Annotated in this window: 16 protein-coding genes and 1 pseudogene; 5 read left to right on the top strand and 12 right to left on the bottom strand. The window is 41.4% G+C overall.

Annotation, left to right across the window (positions count from 1 at the left end):
- Positions 1-41: 41 nt before the first annotated feature.
- The 4 genes from bchI to M595_RS09550 form a co-directional block, all read right to left on the bottom strand.
- Positions 42-1,145, bottom strand: a complete 1,104-nt coding sequence (bchI, locus tag M595_RS09565) for a magnesium chelatase ATPase subunit I (RefSeq protein WP_023065952.1) — start codon at positions 1,143-1,145, stop codon at positions 42-44.
- Positions 1,146-1,212: 67 nt separating this feature from the next.
- The gene (locus M595_RS09560; protein ID WP_023066014.1) at positions 1,213-1,686 is read right to left on the bottom strand and encodes a GNAT family N-acetyltransferase; all 474 of its coding nucleotides are present in this window, start codon (positions 1,684-1,686) and stop codon (positions 1,213-1,215) included.
- A gap of 102 nt (positions 1,687-1,788) precedes the next feature.
- Positions 1,789-2,970 (bottom strand): hypothetical protein, encoded by a 1,182-nt coding sequence (locus tag M595_RS09555; RefSeq protein WP_023065944.1) that lies wholly within the window; start codon positions 2,968-2,970, stop codon positions 1,789-1,791.
- A 178-nt stretch (positions 2,971-3,148) separates the two neighbouring features.
- Positions 3,149-4,270: a site-2 protease family protein gene (locus tag M595_RS09550; protein WP_040483859.1), complete on the bottom strand. Its 1,122-nt coding sequence runs from the start codon at positions 4,268-4,270 to the stop codon at positions 3,149-3,151.
- 454 nt (positions 4,271-4,724) lie between these two features.
- Between M595_RS09550 and M595_RS09545 the strand changes: the two genes are divergently transcribed.
- Positions 4,725-4,940, top strand: coding sequence for a hypothetical protein (locus M595_RS09545; RefSeq protein ID WP_023066000.1), 216 nt, complete (start codon positions 4,725-4,727; stop codon positions 4,938-4,940).
- A gap of 45 nt (positions 4,941-4,985) precedes the next feature.
- On the opposite strand, the gene M595_RS09540 is transcribed toward M595_RS09545, so the two are convergent.
- The 6 genes from M595_RS09540 to M595_RS09515 form a co-directional block, all read right to left on the bottom strand.
- Complete coding sequence (locus tag M595_RS09540; protein ID WP_023066026.1) at positions 4,986-5,423, bottom strand: DUF4079 domain-containing protein; 438 nt, start codon at positions 5,421-5,423, stop codon at positions 4,986-4,988.
- Positions 5,424-5,831: 408 nt separating this feature from the next.
- A complete protein-coding gene (locus M595_RS09535) occupies positions 5,832-6,863 on the bottom strand; it encodes a C39 family peptidase (RefSeq protein WP_040483858.1) in 1,032 nt (343 codons plus the stop codon).
- A gap of 245 nt (positions 6,864-7,108) precedes the next feature.
- Positions 7,109-7,612, bottom strand: coding sequence for a MamS/MamX family magnetosome protein (locus M595_RS09530; RefSeq protein WP_152983551.1), 504 nt, complete (start codon positions 7,610-7,612; stop codon positions 7,109-7,111).
- A gap of 115 nt (positions 7,613-7,727) precedes the next feature.
- Complete coding sequence (locus M595_RS09525) at positions 7,728-9,206, bottom strand: multicopper oxidase family protein (RefSeq protein WP_023066005.1); 1,479 nt, start codon at positions 9,204-9,206, stop codon at positions 7,728-7,730.
- A 6-nt stretch (positions 9,207-9,212) separates the two neighbouring features.
- The gene (locus M595_RS09520; RefSeq protein WP_023066002.1) at positions 9,213-9,722 is read right to left on the bottom strand and encodes a cupredoxin domain-containing protein; all 510 of its coding nucleotides are present in this window, start codon (positions 9,720-9,722) and stop codon (positions 9,213-9,215) included.
- A gap of 111 nt (positions 9,723-9,833) precedes the next feature.
- Complete coding sequence (locus M595_RS09515; protein ID WP_023066029.1) at positions 9,834-12,107, bottom strand: heavy metal translocating P-type ATPase; 2,274 nt, start codon at positions 12,105-12,107, stop codon at positions 9,834-9,836.
- 324 nt (positions 12,108-12,431) lie between these two features.
- Between M595_RS09515 and M595_RS09510 the strand changes: the two genes are divergently transcribed.
- A complete protein-coding gene (locus M595_RS09510) occupies positions 12,432-12,851 on the top strand; it encodes an ArsR/SmtB family transcription factor (RefSeq protein WP_023066006.1) in 420 nt (139 codons plus the stop codon).
- 9 nt (positions 12,852-12,860) lie between these two features.
- Here the strand turns inward: M595_RS09510 and M595_RS09505 are convergent, their stop codons facing one another.
- Together M595_RS09505 and M595_RS09500 are read right to left on the bottom strand one after the other, a co-directional pair.
- Complete coding sequence (locus M595_RS09505) at positions 12,861-13,718, bottom strand: M56 family metallopeptidase (protein WP_023065946.1); 858 nt, start codon at positions 13,716-13,718, stop codon at positions 12,861-12,863.
- A complete protein-coding gene (locus M595_RS09500) occupies positions 13,718-14,140 on the bottom strand; it encodes a BlaI/MecI/CopY family transcriptional regulator (protein ID WP_023066028.1) in 423 nt (140 codons plus the stop codon). The genes M595_RS09505 and M595_RS09500 overlap by 1 nt, the downstream gene beginning before the upstream one ends.
- Positions 14,141-14,339: 199 nt before the next feature.
- Here M595_RS09500 and petE point away from each other — a divergent pair, with 199 nt between their 5' ends.
- The 3 genes and pseudogenes from petE to M595_RS09485 form a co-directional block, all read left to right on the top strand.
- On the top strand, positions 14,340-14,750 hold the full coding sequence (gene petE / locus M595_RS09495) for a plastocyanin (protein ID WP_040483857.1): 411 nt from the start codon (positions 14,340-14,342) through the stop codon (positions 14,748-14,750).
- Positions 14,751-14,933: 183 nt separating this feature from the next.
- Positions 14,934-15,251 (top strand): 2Fe-2S iron-sulfur cluster-binding protein, encoded by a 318-nt coding sequence (locus tag M595_RS09490; RefSeq protein ID WP_023065978.1) that lies wholly within the window; start codon positions 14,934-14,936, stop codon positions 15,249-15,251.
- A 240-nt stretch (positions 15,252-15,491) separates the two neighbouring features.
- Positions 15,492-16,307: pseudogene (locus tag M595_RS09485) on the top strand (formylglycine-generating enzyme family protein); the annotation flags it as partial.
- Positions 16,308-16,486: the final 179 nt, after the last annotated feature.

Below are 16,486 nucleotides of genomic sequence, written 5' to 3'. Positions count from 1 at the left end.
CTAGGTTAAAGTTCCAATTTCTAACCCTTAAACCTTTTCAATTAATTACCATCCTCGGGTTCGGGTAAACCAAATACTTGACGGAAAACCTTCTGCACTTTGTATCCGGAATCAATTGATTCTAAGGGATCTTTTCGCAGACGATGACGCAAGCACAGGGTAATTACCCGACCAATATCTTCGACAGTTACTTCTGTTCGACCCTCAAAGGCGGCTATCGCTTTAGCGGCGCGGTTAGTAACAATATCACCTCGCAACCCATCAACATCAAGTTCTGCACAAACTTGAGAAATATTCACGCGAAAATCATGGCTAATTTCAACAGAAGAAAGTCTTTGTTGAGCCTCAATAATCGTCTGTTGGAGCTTTTCTTGATCGCTGACATACTGAGCGAGAAATTCGTTCGGAGCGCCGTCAAAAGCAGTGCGTTGTTCAACGATTTGAACGCGCAAATTCGGTTCTTTTACCGTGCGAATTTCGGCGTGCATTCCAAAACGGTCTAACAGTTGAGGGCGTAATTCTCCTTCTTCGGGGTTTCCTGAACCGACTAATACAAACCTCGCCGGGTGACGAATCGAGATACCTTCGCGTTCAACGGTATTCCAACCACTGGCGGCCGAATCTAATAATACATCAACCAAGTGATCATCTAACAGGTTCACCTCATCGACGTAGAGGATACCGCGATTGGCTTTCGCCAACAAACCCGGTTCAAAAGCTTTTACCCCTTCGGCTAAGGCTTTCTCAATGTCAATGGTGCCACAAACCCGATCTTCCGTCGCCCCCAACGGTAAATCAACCATCGAGACTTTTTTACGCGCGACGGGAACTGATTGTTGCTCGAAGACTCGCTGACGGACTTCATCACTCATCAATTCTGGGTCATCTGGATGACTGTTGAAGGGGTCATCTGCAACGATCTCTATTTCGGGTAATAAGTCAGCTAAAGCCCGAATGGTGGTCGATTTGCCCGTTCCGCGATCGCCCATAATCATCACACCACCGATTTTGGGGTCAATCACATTCAGCAGCAACGCCAGTTTCATTTCTTCCTGACCGACAATTGCGGTGAAGGGAAAAACAGCACGACGGGCTAGGCTAGCTGTTGATTTTGAATTTTCAGTCGTGACGACGGTTGAACTCACAGTTTTTCAATTCTCTATTCCGATGTACCGTTCTATATTGTCTCATATTTGTGTAGGGACGGGTTTATCAATTCAACGGGTTAGCCAACACCTTGCGGTAAACAATCTGATCGTCGCCAACATCGTAGAAGTCGCGAATTCGTGCTTCTTCATCGTAGCTACATTTGCGGTAGAATGCTCGTGTGCGCTCGAAACTGGGTAATCCTGAAGTTTCCACCAATAGTATACGCTCACCTCGCCTCGTCAACGTTTGCTCAACCTGGCGCAGCAATGCAGTACCCCGTCCTTGTCCCTGATAGTTGGGGTGGATGGCGATCAACAGCAGGTTCCAAGTCCCGTTGGTCATGTGTTCGGGGGTGCAGTAGGCTACTCCCACCAGCCCATTATCTTCGTCGGTGATGCAGATGTCATCGCTATTACTATTGAAGTAGTCGGAGAACATTTTACCCAGTTCCTCAAGTTCGTTTGGTTTAAAGCTAATTGTGTCTTTAGCTAGGGCGATGAGCGCTGCTGTGTCATCGGGGGTAATTAGTCGAATCATGGCAACTCTATTTCGTTACGATGTCATCTAACCATGTTATTTAGGCTGATGCTTTTTACTCTAACATCCTCCACTTGGGAAGTTCGTTCAACACTTTCACCTTCAGCTAATCTCAATCATGCTTTGCCACCAGTTCAATAAAGAATGTCTTACGATGTATTCAAATATATGCAGATGTATTGGAACATCCTTGGCTTTCCAAGACGCTCCAAGTGATGCTTCAGCCAGTCCAACATCTGGACATTCTGCAAACATTTGATTTTGATGATCTATTGTTGGTGGTCTGCACATGGGTTTAGGAAATGGTGTACCTCCATGCAATGCTTTTGAACGATAGGTATAAACCTTGCTGAAAATCTTATCTAGTGATGATTGGCTCCAATCTACCTGATAACAGATTGGTCTATTTGCGGGTGGTTTATGAGGCTTAAATTTACAAAGGAACTGTCTAAACTTCTTAGTGGAGCCGAAAAGACCTTCTAGGTTTTTACTCACAATCTCAATAGCTTGTAATCCATCATTTTCTAAATCCTTCAATTTTTGAAACAAATCCGGTTTAAGCTGCTCTAGTTGTTTAATAGGATCAGGATTACTTTCAGCATACCAATAGTCAGCAGCTACTTCAACTGCTGATACTAGTAACAGCCAAGAGATTTCAGGATCACTTTCTGCTAACCATACTGCATCTTGATAAAGTCTAGCGGCACGAACTAGGATGGAAGCTTGTTGAGGTGTCAAGAGAATGTATGAATTAATTTGTTCTTGCATTCCATCTAATTTTCGTTCAATTGGATGCCACGGTAAAATGTATCTGCCATTACGAGGAGTAAAAAATATTGGAGTTTCATCTAATCTAGGAATACGAGGTCTACCATACTCATTGCCATGAGAAAACTGTCGGACAATACCTCCTGCTTTGAGCCTTACACCCAAGCAGAGTGAATAGATAGCAGCTATCTCATCTTGTAAACTCCCTCCATGATATCTTGATGTATCTGTATTACGAGGGGAAATAGTTGGATCTTGATTAGGGTCTAGATAATACTCACATCTTAAAATTAGCCGACCGTGCATTGATTGCCGAGGTTCTATGGGTGGAAACGGTTCAGCGTCTATAACTAAATATGGACCATGCTCAACTTCTTTACTTCTAATAAAACAGGCATCACTAAATAATTCAATTTCTACAGCACAGTGGGGTAAGCTATTCTCTGATTGTGCTTGCCAATTCCAATGAGAGTAAGGACCGTAATCTGCAAACCGTTTTTTCTTAAGAGAATTCATATATAACTAAATTCGAGGCATCTTGAGAGCCTCCTTTGCAAAAAAGATTTCATATATAGAGGGCAGGTTTTACACAAATATGTATAGGATACATCAATCTCTGTAAACCAGCCCCAAATGCTAAGAAACCCGACTTCTCAAAGAAACCGGGTTCTGGGTTAGTTACAATGCTTAAAATTTAAGCGGGTTTGGCTTCGGCGTTGCGTTGTAACACTTGGCGAATTGAGGCTTTTTCGATTAACCCGACTAACATTCCATTTCGCATCACTGCCAGTTCGTCGAGTTGTTCTTTTTCAAATAAGGTGACAACATCGAGTAATGAACGTTCGGCGTCTATGGTTTTGGAGAGTTCAACGGGTTGTATGAGGTCTTTAACTTGAGTTGTCGGCCATTGAGAGGTGGGGATGGCTTTCATTTGATCCACTTCAAATTGACCTAACAATTCGCCTTCTTCGTTGACAATAAAGAACCGTCGAGTTTGAGCTTTTCCGATAATATATTCATTGGCTAATTCGCGCAGGGATAAATCCTCAGAAATGATCGGAGTATCGTTGGTTAGAGCATCTTCTGCGGTGAACTCAGACAGTTTGCTGCGTAGGGTTGCATCTTGGGCTAATACACCTGCATTTTGTAACAGGAACCAACCGATTAAGATTGTCCAAAAGTTGGGGAATTGTCCAGATAATAAGGTCGGGAGAAATCCTAATGCGATCGCTGTCCAACCTAAAGCTTGACCGACTCGGCTCGCCCAAATTACCCCAGTATATTGTTTTCCGGTAATTTTCCAAACCAACGCTTTGAGAACGTTTCCGCCATCAAGGGGTAAGCCTGGGATGAGGTTAAATAATGCCAGCGCCAGGTTAATGTAAGCCAGTAAACCCACCATTGCCCCTAACGGCCCGCTTGTCGCCACGCTAGTTCCAATTCCGGTTAATAGTAAGAATAGCGCGAGACTCACCGCCGGGCCTGCGATCGCAATCCAAAAAGCGCCACCGGGGGTTTTGGCTTCTTTATCTAAACTTGCGAGTCCCCCAAACAGAAATAGCGTAATTGATTTAACGTTGATTCCTTGTTTGATGGCGACAAAACTATGTCCGAGTTCGTGGGCTAATACTGATGCAAATAATAGCAAAGCGGCGACTAAACCGAGGAATGTAGAATTAACACCGCCCAAGGTGGGAAATTCCGATGATAAGTTGGTTCCGTAGCTTAATGTCATTAATCCTAGTACGATGAACCAGGAGGCGTTGACATAGAACGGAATACCAAATAAGTTACCGACTCGTATAGAGTTATTCATTAAATATGTCCTTTGAATTCAGCGTGTGTAAACGGTTTATTTCCTTAATTTAATCTATGAATCTATCGTAACGAAATGTAAACGTTTTATGCAATCTCTCATTTTTCGTATGTACCGTCTATTGAGGTACGGTTTTCGCAAGATTCATCTGCTTATTTTTTGAATTGGAGTTAGTATTTCATCTCATAACTCTGATGTAGAGAGCGATTTGGCTCTGTCTTTGCTGAGGTGCACGAGGGTGATCTCTAGCTGAATGAGTCAGGCTTTTAAGGCTTTTATGCTTAGACACGGAGAAAGTGGTATAATTACTATTGTGATATATATCACAGGTATATGAAGCAACAAGTCACTAGGTTTTTCTAGTGCTGTCAACAAAACGTAATTCAATTTGTCACAGATCCAATCACCAAAATAGGAGATAATTAAGGGTAATATAAAAGTTCAATTTAGACCTATGCCCTTAATTAATCTTCTTCCCGGAGCGGTTTACGCCATTGTTGCATCTGTCGGAAATAACAATTATTTAACTCAAGCTGATCGATACGGATTAATGGCTGCTATCTTAGATGATACTCTCAGTGAAGATGAGCGCAAATCTGTTGATCGTTTACTTCGGGCTGTTATGAGAGGACGGATTCAGGTAATCGATGAATTATCTGTGATCAATTAATCTCTATCTATACTATAAGGTGGGGTTTGATTCCTGAACTCTATCTTATGGTAAGTATTTTTGTACGACAGTCCAGCCTGTAAGAGAAACAACAGCAAAGGCGAAGAAAAGTACAATATTTGTCGTAATATGAACTGATCGCGCCCAAGGTCGGGAAGGATGAATCTGAGTCGCACTCCACGCTGAAACGAAAACTAAACTGACAACGGTTAATCCCGCAGGCAAGTGGGCTGAATGACCGAGACTCCCATAGTAACCGAGGGTGCCAATCAAACCAATTGCCAACAGGAGTAATATTAACCCGACCATTGTACCGCCAATCACATAATGAGCGGTTCGTAACCCTGGAGGGCGAGGTTTTTTCACATTACGAGTATAAAACATCCAACTACCTGTGACGGCGAGCATCAGGTAAGCAAACAGCGAAAATCCCATTGACCAAGCAGCTATCTTCCACAGCCACAGAAAAGACGGAAGGTTCATTAGAAGTTCCTAAATCCAACTTCAGCGATACGGGTGTTGCATTATACAACCAATCAAGAATCACCAGGGCGATGACTACAAAGATAGCATTACCTGTATAACAAAGGATCTGTCGCCAGAAGAATTGATCAGAAAATGGAGTAACCCGAGTTTGAGGGTGGGTCGTGTGTGAGGTTGGGGGTGCTGAATTGAGACTAAACATGATCAATCAAATAACTCGACTTGATTACTAGAATGGCTCAGATTTTAATCAAGTGCGTTAAATTTCGATAAAAAGTTGATGAGAAAAATTTTATATTTGATTAATCCATGGAGAGTGATCAATTCATCAGGGAAGTTCTATTTCAAGAGGTTTAGTTCACTCTCAGGTTGACAAAATAAGCGTTTTAACCTCCTGTTAATTCAGTTTTATTTAGAAATAAAATGTACCCAAAAGTTACCATCTGGCATACAAGTCCGTCGAATTAAACCATAGGAATAACGTAAATAAGCACCACTTAAATCGGTTCGGTATCCACTTGAAAACCATTCTCCATAAGGATCATGAACAATTAACCCATAGTCATCATAACCCACCACAGGCATAATATGACCAAAGGCGGTAAAATATCCGTGAATTACACAGGGTTTTCCTTCAGCTAACCAATCTTTTAAATCATCCATATCTCCTTTTTCGGTGAAATAATCTTGACAGCCGTAATCTCTAACAATTTTTGCCAAATCATAGGGACTCCATCGACTGTAGCCTCTTTGAATCGCATATTCATACAGTTCATCTTCAAACTGTCCGTAACCTTTGCGTCTTGGAGTATTAAAATAAGTCAAACACATCGCCATAGAAGTGACGTTACAAGCACCTGTGGGATTGAAGAAATTATCGGTTTGGGGTTTGTAGGGAAAGTTTTCTAATCGGACTCGTTTCGGTAAAATTTTTGGAAAACTAAGCTTACTTCCTTCATAAATTTCGGCGTGTTTTTCAAAGACATACCAAATAGATTGGTCTTGAAAAGTTTCTCCTCGAAATGCAACTCTGACGTGATTACGAATCGGTTCAAAGGCAATCAGAGAAAAAGACTCATTTTCTTTAATTCCCTGCTTTTCAGATTCGTTGAGTTCACTGGATTGAACGGGTCTAAGTTTGAGAATTGTTTCTTTAGTAATTTTTAGCACCAAAGCTGGAGTCGGTAAGTCTTCTGGCTTGGTTTCAATTAATAGTTTTGCTGTAATTCTACCTAAATATCCCGGTTCGCCGCAGTCCATCAAGATTTGAAATCGATGTAATGCTGCGGTTGATAATGGGCCAAATTTACCATCAGCAGGTGGGTTCAGTAAACCCAGGTTAATCACCAACGTCTGAATTTGACGAGTTAATTCCTCATCTGCGGCGATCGCTTTCACATCATAACGCTGATCTGTTCCTACAAGATCCTGTAGTTTCATATTGAATGGAAATATCTTGAGAGTCGTTTGCTTTTTCGGTCATTATATCCTTGAAGTTAGGCTTTAGCGTTATCAATTTTTTAAGGATTCTAAAAACTTCTAATCTGCAATTGTCTGCCTATTCACCCGACCTTAACATTGCTTCATTCAGTTAGAATCAAAACTTAATATAATAACAGACAGTTGAACTCTATTCGCCAACTGTCTAAAAATCTTAAACTGTTCTATCCCAACTGAGATCAATATTATCTTCCCCTCATCCAAGTTGGGAAACCGACATCTCTGAGCGTGATTACTTGATTGCCTTTGCTGACTTCACTGACCACCATCATCGCTCGTCCATCACCGGAAGTCACTCTGATTCCTGTGACTTGAATCTGATCGTTCGGCTCGATTCTAATGTCTTGATTGTTAATATACCACGCCGGCCCTAAATGTAAATTAATCGTTTCATTGTCGGTTTGGAGGACAACATGAACCCCTCCCCTTTGCCATTCTCCCTGCGTCCAAGTATCAACTTGAAGCACTTTTCCCGTGACCGTTTCGACTTCATTGGAGTTAAAGATCATTCCTCTGTGTCTTCCGTATCCACCCCCGAGGTTTCCGGGCATCATTCCCGGTCTACCAGATTGACAACAGGGGGGAGAGGCTTGAGAAATATCAAAGGTCGAATCAGCAGATCGATCAATGGGACTGAGTACAATTAGGGCCGCACTGAGAATTGTCGCAGCACTGAAATATAAACTCATCATTCAGTCCTCCTGGTTTACAACCAGTTTTTCTACTTTCTATTTTAACAGAAAACACCTCCAAAATCAACAATTTAGATAACATTACAAAACTTTAACTTTTCGAGAAAAATATTTAAGCTTTCATGTCAATTGTTGCCATCATTCCTAAATCTTCGTGGTCGAGAATATGACAATGATAAACGGTTTTACCGGGATAATCTTTAAACGGAATACGAATGCGAACCACTTCCCCCCGCTTCACTAAGGTTGTATCTTTCCAAGCCCGATAAGGTTCAGGTTTATTATCTCGGCTAATAACTTGAAAATCATTAGTATGCAAATGAAAAGGATGATCCATCGTCCCGGTATTGGCAATTTCCCAGTCTTCAACCGTATTCAATTTAACCACAGTATCCGGGTTTCCCATCTCAAAAGGTTCACCGTTAATTAAAAACACCATTCCCATTCCCGGCGCCATCCCATGATTGAGGGTAAAACGGCGTGTTTCTTGGGGTTCGGGAAGTTCAGGAACAGCAATTAATTGTTTGGGTAAAGGTAGAGTTTCAACCGAGTTTTTATAGCTAAAAGTCGCTAAAGTTTGGGGAGTATTTGTATTAGAACGATTTCCCCTCATTCCACCTCCCATCCTTCCGCCTCCCATCATTCCCCTTCCCATCATTCCACCTCCCATACCACCCGTGCGATCATAAGGTAAGTTTAAAAGGCGATATTGTCCGGGTTCTCGTTCTCCTCGAACCAATATTTCCACCCGTTCACCGGGAGTTAATAACACTTCTGATAATTCAACAGGTTCGGAAATAGAACCGCCATCTGTGGCGATTAAATAAAGAGGATGTTCTTCTAATTTTAAGCGATAAAAACGAGAGGTAGAAGCGTTTAAAATTCTTAGACGCAATAACCCCCCTTTGGGAATTGAAAAGTTAGGATTGAGTTCACCATTAACCGTTAAAAGTTCACCTTCTCGCCCCAACATTATCCCCATGTGACCTTGAAAGTTGGCTTGATTTCCATTTAAAGCAAAATCTTTTAAAACGAGAAATTGTTCTTCTGCGGCTTGAATTTCAGGAATTTCATCCAGTTCACCCCGTACTATCAATAAACCTGCTAGACCCCCAAAAAGTTGTTCTGCAACCAAACCGTGTAAATGGGGATGATACCAAAACGTTCCAGATGGATGATTTTTAGGAAGGGTAAATTCATAGGTAAAGCTTTCGCCCGGTTGAATCTTTAAAAACACATTATCGGCGTTTCCTGTGGGCGGAATGTGCAAACCGTGATAGTGTAAATTGGTCGGTTGTGAGAGTTTATTGGTAAAGTTAATTCGGATGGTATCTCCGGGTTTTGCTTCCAATCTTGGCCCCGGAATTTGTCCGTTATAACTTAACAGTTTTGCCTTTTGTCCGGCAATAGAAACCTGATCAAAGCTTGCTTCTAAATCAACCTCTAATAAGTTTCCGACACTACTTTGAGTTGCAGAACTTGTCAAAGAACTAGAGGATTGGGCTTTTATTGAGTTAGAAACACATTGCGTTAACAAAATCCCACTCGCTGCTGAGGTGCTTAAAGTCAGAAATGTTCTGCGGTTAATCATGTTAGTTTATCCTCGAACTTCTAGTGTTCCTCGTACCATATTCATCCCACAACTAAACGTATATTCTCCGGGTTTTTCAGGAGTAAATTCAATCGTTGTGGTTTTATCTAGAGGTAAATCTTTGGAGATATTGAAATCAGGAAAGAGGACTTTTTCTAAACAATGGCTAGGGTCTTTGCGGTAAAATTGTAAACGAACGGGTTGACCCGAATTAACGGTTATTCTGTTGGGTTCGTATCCACCATCTACTAGAATTTGTAATTCTTGGGTGTCTTCAGTTTTGGTGGCTTGTTTTGCTTTGGGTTTGCTAAACATAAACCACCACAGTTCTAAACCGATTAACCCTAAACCCGCAGTTGTGATTGCAATTTTAACAGGAATGGGTTGTTGAATTTGGCGAAATTTATCGGTAGATTGAGAAGGAGATTCTGTAGAAGCAGCTTGAACAGAAGTTACCAGAATTAAAGAGAGTAAAATTTGACTCAAATAGAATCCAATTTTCCGATGTTTTAGCATGAGTTTAGTCTCCATTGAGGCGGCAATTTAATTTGATAGATAGGGTGCATTAAACTTATTTATACTGAATAAAGATGGCATAATTTAACGCACCATATAACTGAATGTTTTTCACGATGAAAGTTTAAAATTACGCAAACGCAACGCATTTGTCACCACAGAAACTGAACTCATAGCCATCGCACCTCCGGCGATAATTGGATTTAATAACCAGCCAAAAAACGGATAGAGAATTCCGGCGGCGATGGGAATTCCGGCTGTGTTATAAATAAAGGCAAAAAACAGATTTTGGCGAATATTATTCAGGGTAGCCCGACTGAGTTTAATTGCGGTGACAATTCCCGTTAATTCTCCAGAAATTAGGGTAATATCTCCGGCTGCAATTGCCACATCTGTTCCAGTACCGATCGCAATTCCCACATCCGCTTGGGCGAGGGCGGGTGCATCATTAATTCCATCGCCAACCATCGCCACAATTCGATGATTTTCCCCCTTTCTTTTCTTTTCTTTTTGAATAGATTTAACTAAATCTGCTTTTTGATCGGGACGTACTTCTGCAAATACTCTTTCTATTCCTACTTGTGATGCAATGGCTTCGGCTGTTTTTTGATTATCTCCGGTAATCATAACGACTTCTAACCCCATTCTTTGTAAGGATTTTACGGCATTTTCAGAAGTGGGTTTGAGCGTATCAGCAATTCCAATTACCCCTTCTATTATACCATCAACAGCGACTAAAGCGGTTGTTTTTCCTTCAGTTTCCCATTGTTGTTGAAACTGTTTTAGGGCTTCAATATCAATATCTAATTCTCCCATCCAGCGACTTGTTCCAACTTGTATAAATCGATCTGAAACATAACCTTGAACTCCCATTCCTGTCATCGCGTCAAAATCTTCGGGTTCAGGTAAGGGAAAATCTACTCCTTGAGATTCCGCATATTGTACAATGGCTTCAGCTAGAGGATGTTCTGATTTTCGTTCCACTGCGGCGACTAATCGTAAGAGTTTTAATTCGTTATCATTAGCCGTTCCTCCGGTGGTAATATAGTTAGTAACTGTTGGTTTTCCGGCTGTTAATGTACCTGTTTTATCAAGAATAATTGTTTGAATCTTATGAGCAATTTCTAAGCTATCTGCCCCTTTAATTAAGATTCCATGTTCAGCACCTAATCCCGTTCCGACCATGACAGAAGTTGGTGTTGCTAATCCTAAAGCACAAGGACAAGCAATAATTAAAACCCCGACACTGGTGAGAGTTGCTAGAGTTAAATTTCCCGTAAAATTAAACCAAATAATAAAGGTTAAAATGGCAATGGCAATCACCACTGGAACAAACCAACCTGTGACTTGATCGGCTAATTTTTGAATCGGTGCTTTTGAACCTTGCGCCTGTTGTACCAGTTGGACAATTTGGGCTAAAACCGTATCTTTTCCGACTCTAGATGCCCGAAATTTAAAGCTTCCGGTTCTATTAATCGTCGCGCCAATAATGTCATCTCCGGGTTTCTTTTCAACAGGTACACTTTCGCCTGTTACCATCGATTCATCAATGGTTGAACGTCCTTCTATCAGTTCACCATCAACAGGTATTTTTTCACCGGGACGAACAATCACAATATCGCCAACTTTAACCGCTTCTAGAGGAATATCAACCTCTTTGTCATCTCGTACAACCCGAGCGGTTTTTGCTTGTAAACCCATCAATTTCCGAATGGCTTCTGAGGTTTTTCCCCTCGCCCGATGTTCGAGTAATTGTCCGAGTAAAATTAAAGTAATAATAACTGCGGCTGACTCATAATAAACATCTGCACTCAATCCTTGACTGATAAAAAATCCGGGAAAAATTGTCACAAATATTGAGTAAAGATAAGCCGAACCTGTTCCGACTGCAATTAATGTATTCATGTCGGCACTGTGACGTTTTAAGCCTTTCCAGGCTCCTATAAAAAAGGTTTTTCCGCACCAAAACATCACGGGAGTTGTTAAAATTAATTGTAACCAAGGGTTATGTGACCACATCGGAATAAAGGGTATTTCTAACCCCGTCATCATCGGTAAACTGCCGATAATTAAAATGCTACTAATCACCGCACTAATAAGAACTTTTTTTCTCAGTTTTTGGGCGATTTTGCGGTTTTCTTTATCCCGTTCTTCTTGGCTATTTTGAGTGCTTTCTAACGGTTCGGCACTATATCCCGCATCACTAACCGCTTGTTGAATATTGTTTATATTTGTTTGTTTCGGATTATACTGAACGGTTGCCTGTTCTGCTCCAAAATTAACGTTACATTCTGTTACGCCGGGAACTTCGTGAATAGCACGATCAATTTTATTGGCACAAGCGGCGCACCCCATACCTTTTAGTCGTAAATAGCTGGTTTCCATCGCCTTGACTCCAGTAGATGTGAGACTCAATGAGAAGTATTCTTTCATTCTATAGTCTCCAGTAAAGTGGAGAGTCAAGACCTGAATCAGGTTTGTCTTTTCCCAATTTTGAAACAGGGATTAAGGGTAAATCACATCTTCTATCGCTTCACAGACACTCCCAAAACAATCTAAAACTTGCTGATGAATGAACAGTTCAATACGTTATAGATTCAGAAAACGACTCTTTAATCACGGCAAAAAAGAATTAAAAATAGGGAGTTAAGCGCGATCTGTTATACTTAATTCAAATAAAAACTAGATGCCACCTTAAGAAAATTGATAATGTTAACAGACTCAGCCATAAACAACGCTATAACGAACCGCATCGAAAATGCAGAAACCCCAACTTGCGATCAACATCATGCTGTTGATTTAAAAGATATCCAGAATGTGAGAACTCAAACTCTGAGTGTCGAAAAAGCTCAACAAATGGCAGAGTTTTTCAGTTTGCTAGGAGATGCGAACCGTCTACGATTATTATCTATATTAGCCCGACAAGAGCAATGTGTTTGTGATTTAGCAGAAATTTTAGAGATGAGTGAATCTGCCGTTTCTCATCAATTGCGATCGCTGCGTGCGCTACGATTAGTCAGTTATCGTAAACAAGGACGAAAAGTTTATTATCGACTGCTAGATCATCATGTTCTCGATCTCTATCAAGCGGTGGCTGAACATCTCGATGAAACGGAAGATTCTGATTAAAATTAGTTTTCAACAACGATAATGAAACGGTACAGAAATTAAGGGTAAAAACACAAAGAAAACTCGACTCCAACTCCAGTAATTTAATTGGGAATCAGATTCCAGTGTAGAATCATCCTTGAGCAAAGCTTCGATCCGTTCTGTCATCCGGTTTTGAGGGGCAACACAACTAAACGCAGCACAACTTTCTTCTGAAATCGCAACCGATTGACGAACCATCAATAAGAGCGACTCTGCTAAAAGTAAAGGATCAATCTGTTGAGCAGCCCAGCGATCAGCTCGCAGTTCTCGTAATAGTAACAATTCTTGCCAAATGTCTTCAGTACCCGGCAACCAAGCCGTTAAACGCCGACAAAATCCCAACCCCAAAAACCAAAATGTATCTTGATAATAACGATGGGCTTGTTCGTGAATGAAAACGGCTTTTTGTTGTTCAGGAGTTAAGATTTTTAGCAGTCCTTGACTCACCACTAATTCTGGATTCCAAAGCCCGATTTGAGCGCAAAATAAAACCGGATTTTCTAAGACTCGAACGGTAATTCCTTGAACGACAATTTGAGAACAGTGATCAACTTGGTTGATTAATCTCCAGCTTTTAAAGGCTAAAACTAAACCTAACAGGATCGCCCATCCCCACAGCCCCCAGGCTAACCCATAACCCAACCAACCTGTCGGTTGTCCCAGCATCTGTCCTTGTGGCCCCATCCAAATCACGGCGATCGCACTGATCAATAACATCAAAGGCGGTACAATTAACTTAATTAGCGATCGCTGCCAACGTTGCGCCCAAGTTCCAGAACTCGAAACATTTACCCCTCGCCAACTCATGGCCAATCCACCGGAGACTAAAATCAAAATTAAGTGCATTACTTCTCCTCGTTTCTGGCTTCTCGTAAAGCTTTTAAGCGTTGTGCGATTGCATCAAGTTGATCTAAACTAGCAGAATCGAGATCACTGGCAAACGCTGCCACAATATCAGGATTGCCCAAAGCTAAAAACTGATTGAGGTGTTCGTAAGCAATAATGGCTTGGGCTTGGGTTCGAGAAAGTCGCGGTTTCCACATATAAGCCCGTCCACTGCGATCGCAAGACAGCCACCCTTTTCGGCGCAAACGATTTAATACGGTTGTTACACTGGGCGAGGATAATTCTCGATCCGGATCGGCGAGAATCTGTTCATGGACTTGTTTGACGGTAGCACAGCCCAAATCCCAGATAATGTTTAAGATTTCTCGTTCTAGAGGGCCAAGAGACATTTTTTCAGGACGATAATTGGGTTTTGGTGTCATTTTCCTTAGATTGTTATTTAGTCGTAAACTCTATAACCATACCTCTCATTTTTAGATTTTCTGATCAAGCTTGAGTCTCTATGGTACAATAATCATCGGTTCCACTTCAAACCAGTTTTCCTCTCAGCAAGTTCTGAACTTGGGATGCTAAAGTAGAAGTGTGAAAATCTGCATAAAGCGAGCAATTTCAAAGGAGAATATGAACTTCGTTTTGTCAATCTCTAAGCGAATAGTATTAGGATTATCTCTTGTTTTGTTGATGGTGAGCAGCTTGGTCTTCAATGCTTCTCCTGCGGCCGCAGCAACCTATGAGGTAAAAATGGGTGCTAATAATGGAATGTTAGCATTTGAACCTAGCACTATTAAAGCCAAACCTGGCGACACAATAGACTTTGTAAATAATAAACTCCCTCCTCACAACGTCGTTTTTGACAAGAGCAAATCCCCCAGTTCAGAGATCGCTTCTAAGCTTTCTCACGAGGGACTTCTCTACTCCCCCGGACAAGATTTCAAAGTGACTATCCCTGAAGATGCACCAACAGGTTCCTATGAATTCTACTGTCAGCCTCACCGGGGTGCGGGTATGGTTGGAAAAATTGTAGTTGAGTAATCTCTCAATGAACGTCGTCTGACGAGAGTTAATTCTAACTTTAACTGTTAGAAATTCTCTCCTCTCCTTAGCAGAAAGTGATTCCTCCAGACTTAAGATTTTCTTATGTGTTGTAGTGAAGTTAAAGCAACTTTCTCAAACAAGGGGAGGAGAAATTTATTGAATATACCTTTGCAAAAGATCATGTCAAAAACTTACACTGTTGAAATTTATCATCAAGGAAACGTTCATACCCTAGACGTTTGTGAAGATCAATTGATTCTAGAAGTTGCAGATGAAGCCGGACTAGAGTTACCGAGTTCCTGTCATGCCGGAGTCTGTACCACCTGTGCGGCTAAACTACAAGAGGGTGAGGTTGATCAGAGTGAAGGTATGGGTGTGAGTCCTGAACTTCAGTCCGAAGGATATGCCCTATTATGTGTTTCTTATCCTCGATCTAACTTGAAAATCGAAACGGAAAAAGAAGACGAAGTTTATCATCGCCAATTCGGTAAGTCATAGTCATATCCTCTGAACTTCTACACAAACTTCCCTTTCAACTCAATTCCCCGAGGTAAAATCACGCCAAAAATAACAATTCCATCCATGCCTAAAACTCAACCCCAACCCAATAAAACCAGAAGACAAATATTGATATTAGGAGGTTTAGCAGGAAGTGGGTTTGCAGCAGCAACGTTAAGTAAAAATTGGTGGCATAGATTTTTGCTACCAAAAGCATACTCATTAAATTCCTCAAACTCGACTCAGAAATTTGAGACAGTCACAGTTAATGAAAAAGGAGAAATAATAAATCGCTCTCAACATCAAGCAGAGGTAATGACAGAAAACCTCGGCAACAGAATCTCCCTAGAAATGGTAAAAATTCCCCCAGGTAGATTTCTCATGGGTTCTCCAGAAACAGAAACAGGGAGAAGAGATGATGAAAGTCCGCAACATTATGTAGACGTGCCAGAATTTTTCATGGGAAAATATCCAGTCACTCAAGCACAATGGCAAGTCGTTATGGGAAATAATCCCTCCAACTTTCAAGGTGCAAGTCGTCCTGTAGAAAAAGTAAGTTGGAACGACGCGACAGAATTTTGTCAGAAACTCTCCCAAATAACAGGCAAAAAATATAGTTTACCCAGTGAGAGCAAGTGGGAGTATGGTGCCCGTGCAGGCACAACAACACCATTTTATTTTGGCGAAACTATAACGTCTGAGTTAGCTAACTATGATGGTCGCCATATTACTTATGCTGATGCACCGCCAGGAATATATCGTGAAGAAACAACAGACGTAGGAATTTTTCCACCCAATGCTTTTGGTTTGTATGATATGCACGGTAATGTCTTCGAGTGGTGCGCTGATGTTTGGCATGATAATTATCAAGGTGCCCCTACAGATGGAAGTGTTTGGTTAAATGGAAATGAAAATTCTTCTCCGCAGCGGGGTGGTAGCTGGTTCAGCAATCCTTATAACTGCCGTTCTGCCAGACGCGGCATCGGCGATACGGGCCCCATCTCCTTGAGAGTAGATGGTTTTCGTGTAGTATGCGATGCCGGGAGAACTCTTTAACCCTTTTCTCTTTTCCCCTTTTTCCCTTTACCCTTTCTTCCTCTTCTTCCTCTTTTCCCTTCCTTCCCGCGAAGCGCGTCAAATTTTTTTCAGAGTAGCCGCATTACCTCACCCCAAAAACCCAAATTTTGCCGATATCTCATTCTGTGAAGCACCCAGACAGAGGCGATGAAAAACCA

The sequence above is a fragment of the Lyngbya aestuarii BL J genome (assembly GCF_000478195.2).
Lineage (GTDB): Bacteria > Cyanobacteriota > Cyanobacteriia > Cyanobacteriales > Microcoleaceae > Capilliphycus > Capilliphycus aestuarii.
Note: the sequence above shows the minus strand (reverse complement) of the source record. Positions and strands in the feature narration are given on the sequence as shown.

Coding starts and splice junctions, on each gene's coding strand:
- M595_RS09560 (WP_023066014.1), bottom strand. CDS start 1,686: ATGATTCGACTAATTACCCCCGATGACACAGCAGCGCTCATCGCCCTA.
- M595_RS09555 (WP_023065944.1), bottom strand. CDS start 2,970: ATGAATTCTCTTAAGAAAAAACGGTTTGCAGATTACGGTCCTTACTCT.
- M595_RS09550 (WP_040483859.1), bottom strand. CDS start 4,270: ATGAATAACTCTATACGAGTCGGTAACTTATTTGGTATTCCGTTCTAT.
- M595_RS09545 (WP_023066000.1), top strand. CDS start 4,725: ATGCCCTTAATTAATCTTCTTCCCGGAGCGGTTTACGCCATTGTTGCA.
- M595_RS09540 (WP_023066026.1), bottom strand. CDS start 5,423: ATGAACCTTCCGTCTTTTCTGTGGCTGTGGAAGATAGCTGCTTGGTCA.
- M595_RS09535 (WP_040483858.1), bottom strand. CDS start 6,863: ATGAAACTACAGGATCTTGTAGGAACAGATCAGCGTTATGATGTGAAA.
- M595_RS09530 (WP_152983551.1), bottom strand. CDS start 7,612: ATGAGTTTATATTTCAGTGCTGCGACAATTCTCAGTGCGGCCCTAATT.
- M595_RS09525 (WP_023066005.1), bottom strand. CDS start 9,206: ATGATTAACCGCAGAACATTTCTGACTTTAAGCACCTCAGCAGCGAGT.
- M595_RS09520 (WP_023066002.1), bottom strand. CDS start 9,722: ATGCTAAAACATCGGAAAATTGGATTCTATTTGAGTCAAATTTTACTC.
- M595_RS09515 (WP_023066029.1), bottom strand. CDS start 12,107: ATGGAAACCAGCTATTTACGACTAAAAGGTATGGGGTGCGCCGCTTGT.
- M595_RS09510 (WP_023066006.1), top strand. CDS start 12,432: ATGTTAACAGACTCAGCCATAAACAACGCTATAACGAACCGCATCGAA.
- M595_RS09505 (WP_023065946.1), bottom strand. CDS start 13,718: ATGCACTTAATTTTGATTTTAGTCTCCGGTGGATTGGCCATGAGTTGG.
- M595_RS09500 (WP_023066028.1), bottom strand. CDS start 14,140: ATGACACCAAAACCCAATTATCGTCCTGAAAAAATGTCTCTTGGCCCT.
- petE (WP_040483857.1), top strand. CDS start 14,340: ATGAACTTCGTTTTGTCAATCTCTAAGCGAATAGTATTAGGATTATCT.
- M595_RS09490 (WP_023065978.1), top strand. CDS start 14,934: ATGTCAAAAACTTACACTGTTGAAATTTATCATCAAGGAAACGTTCAT.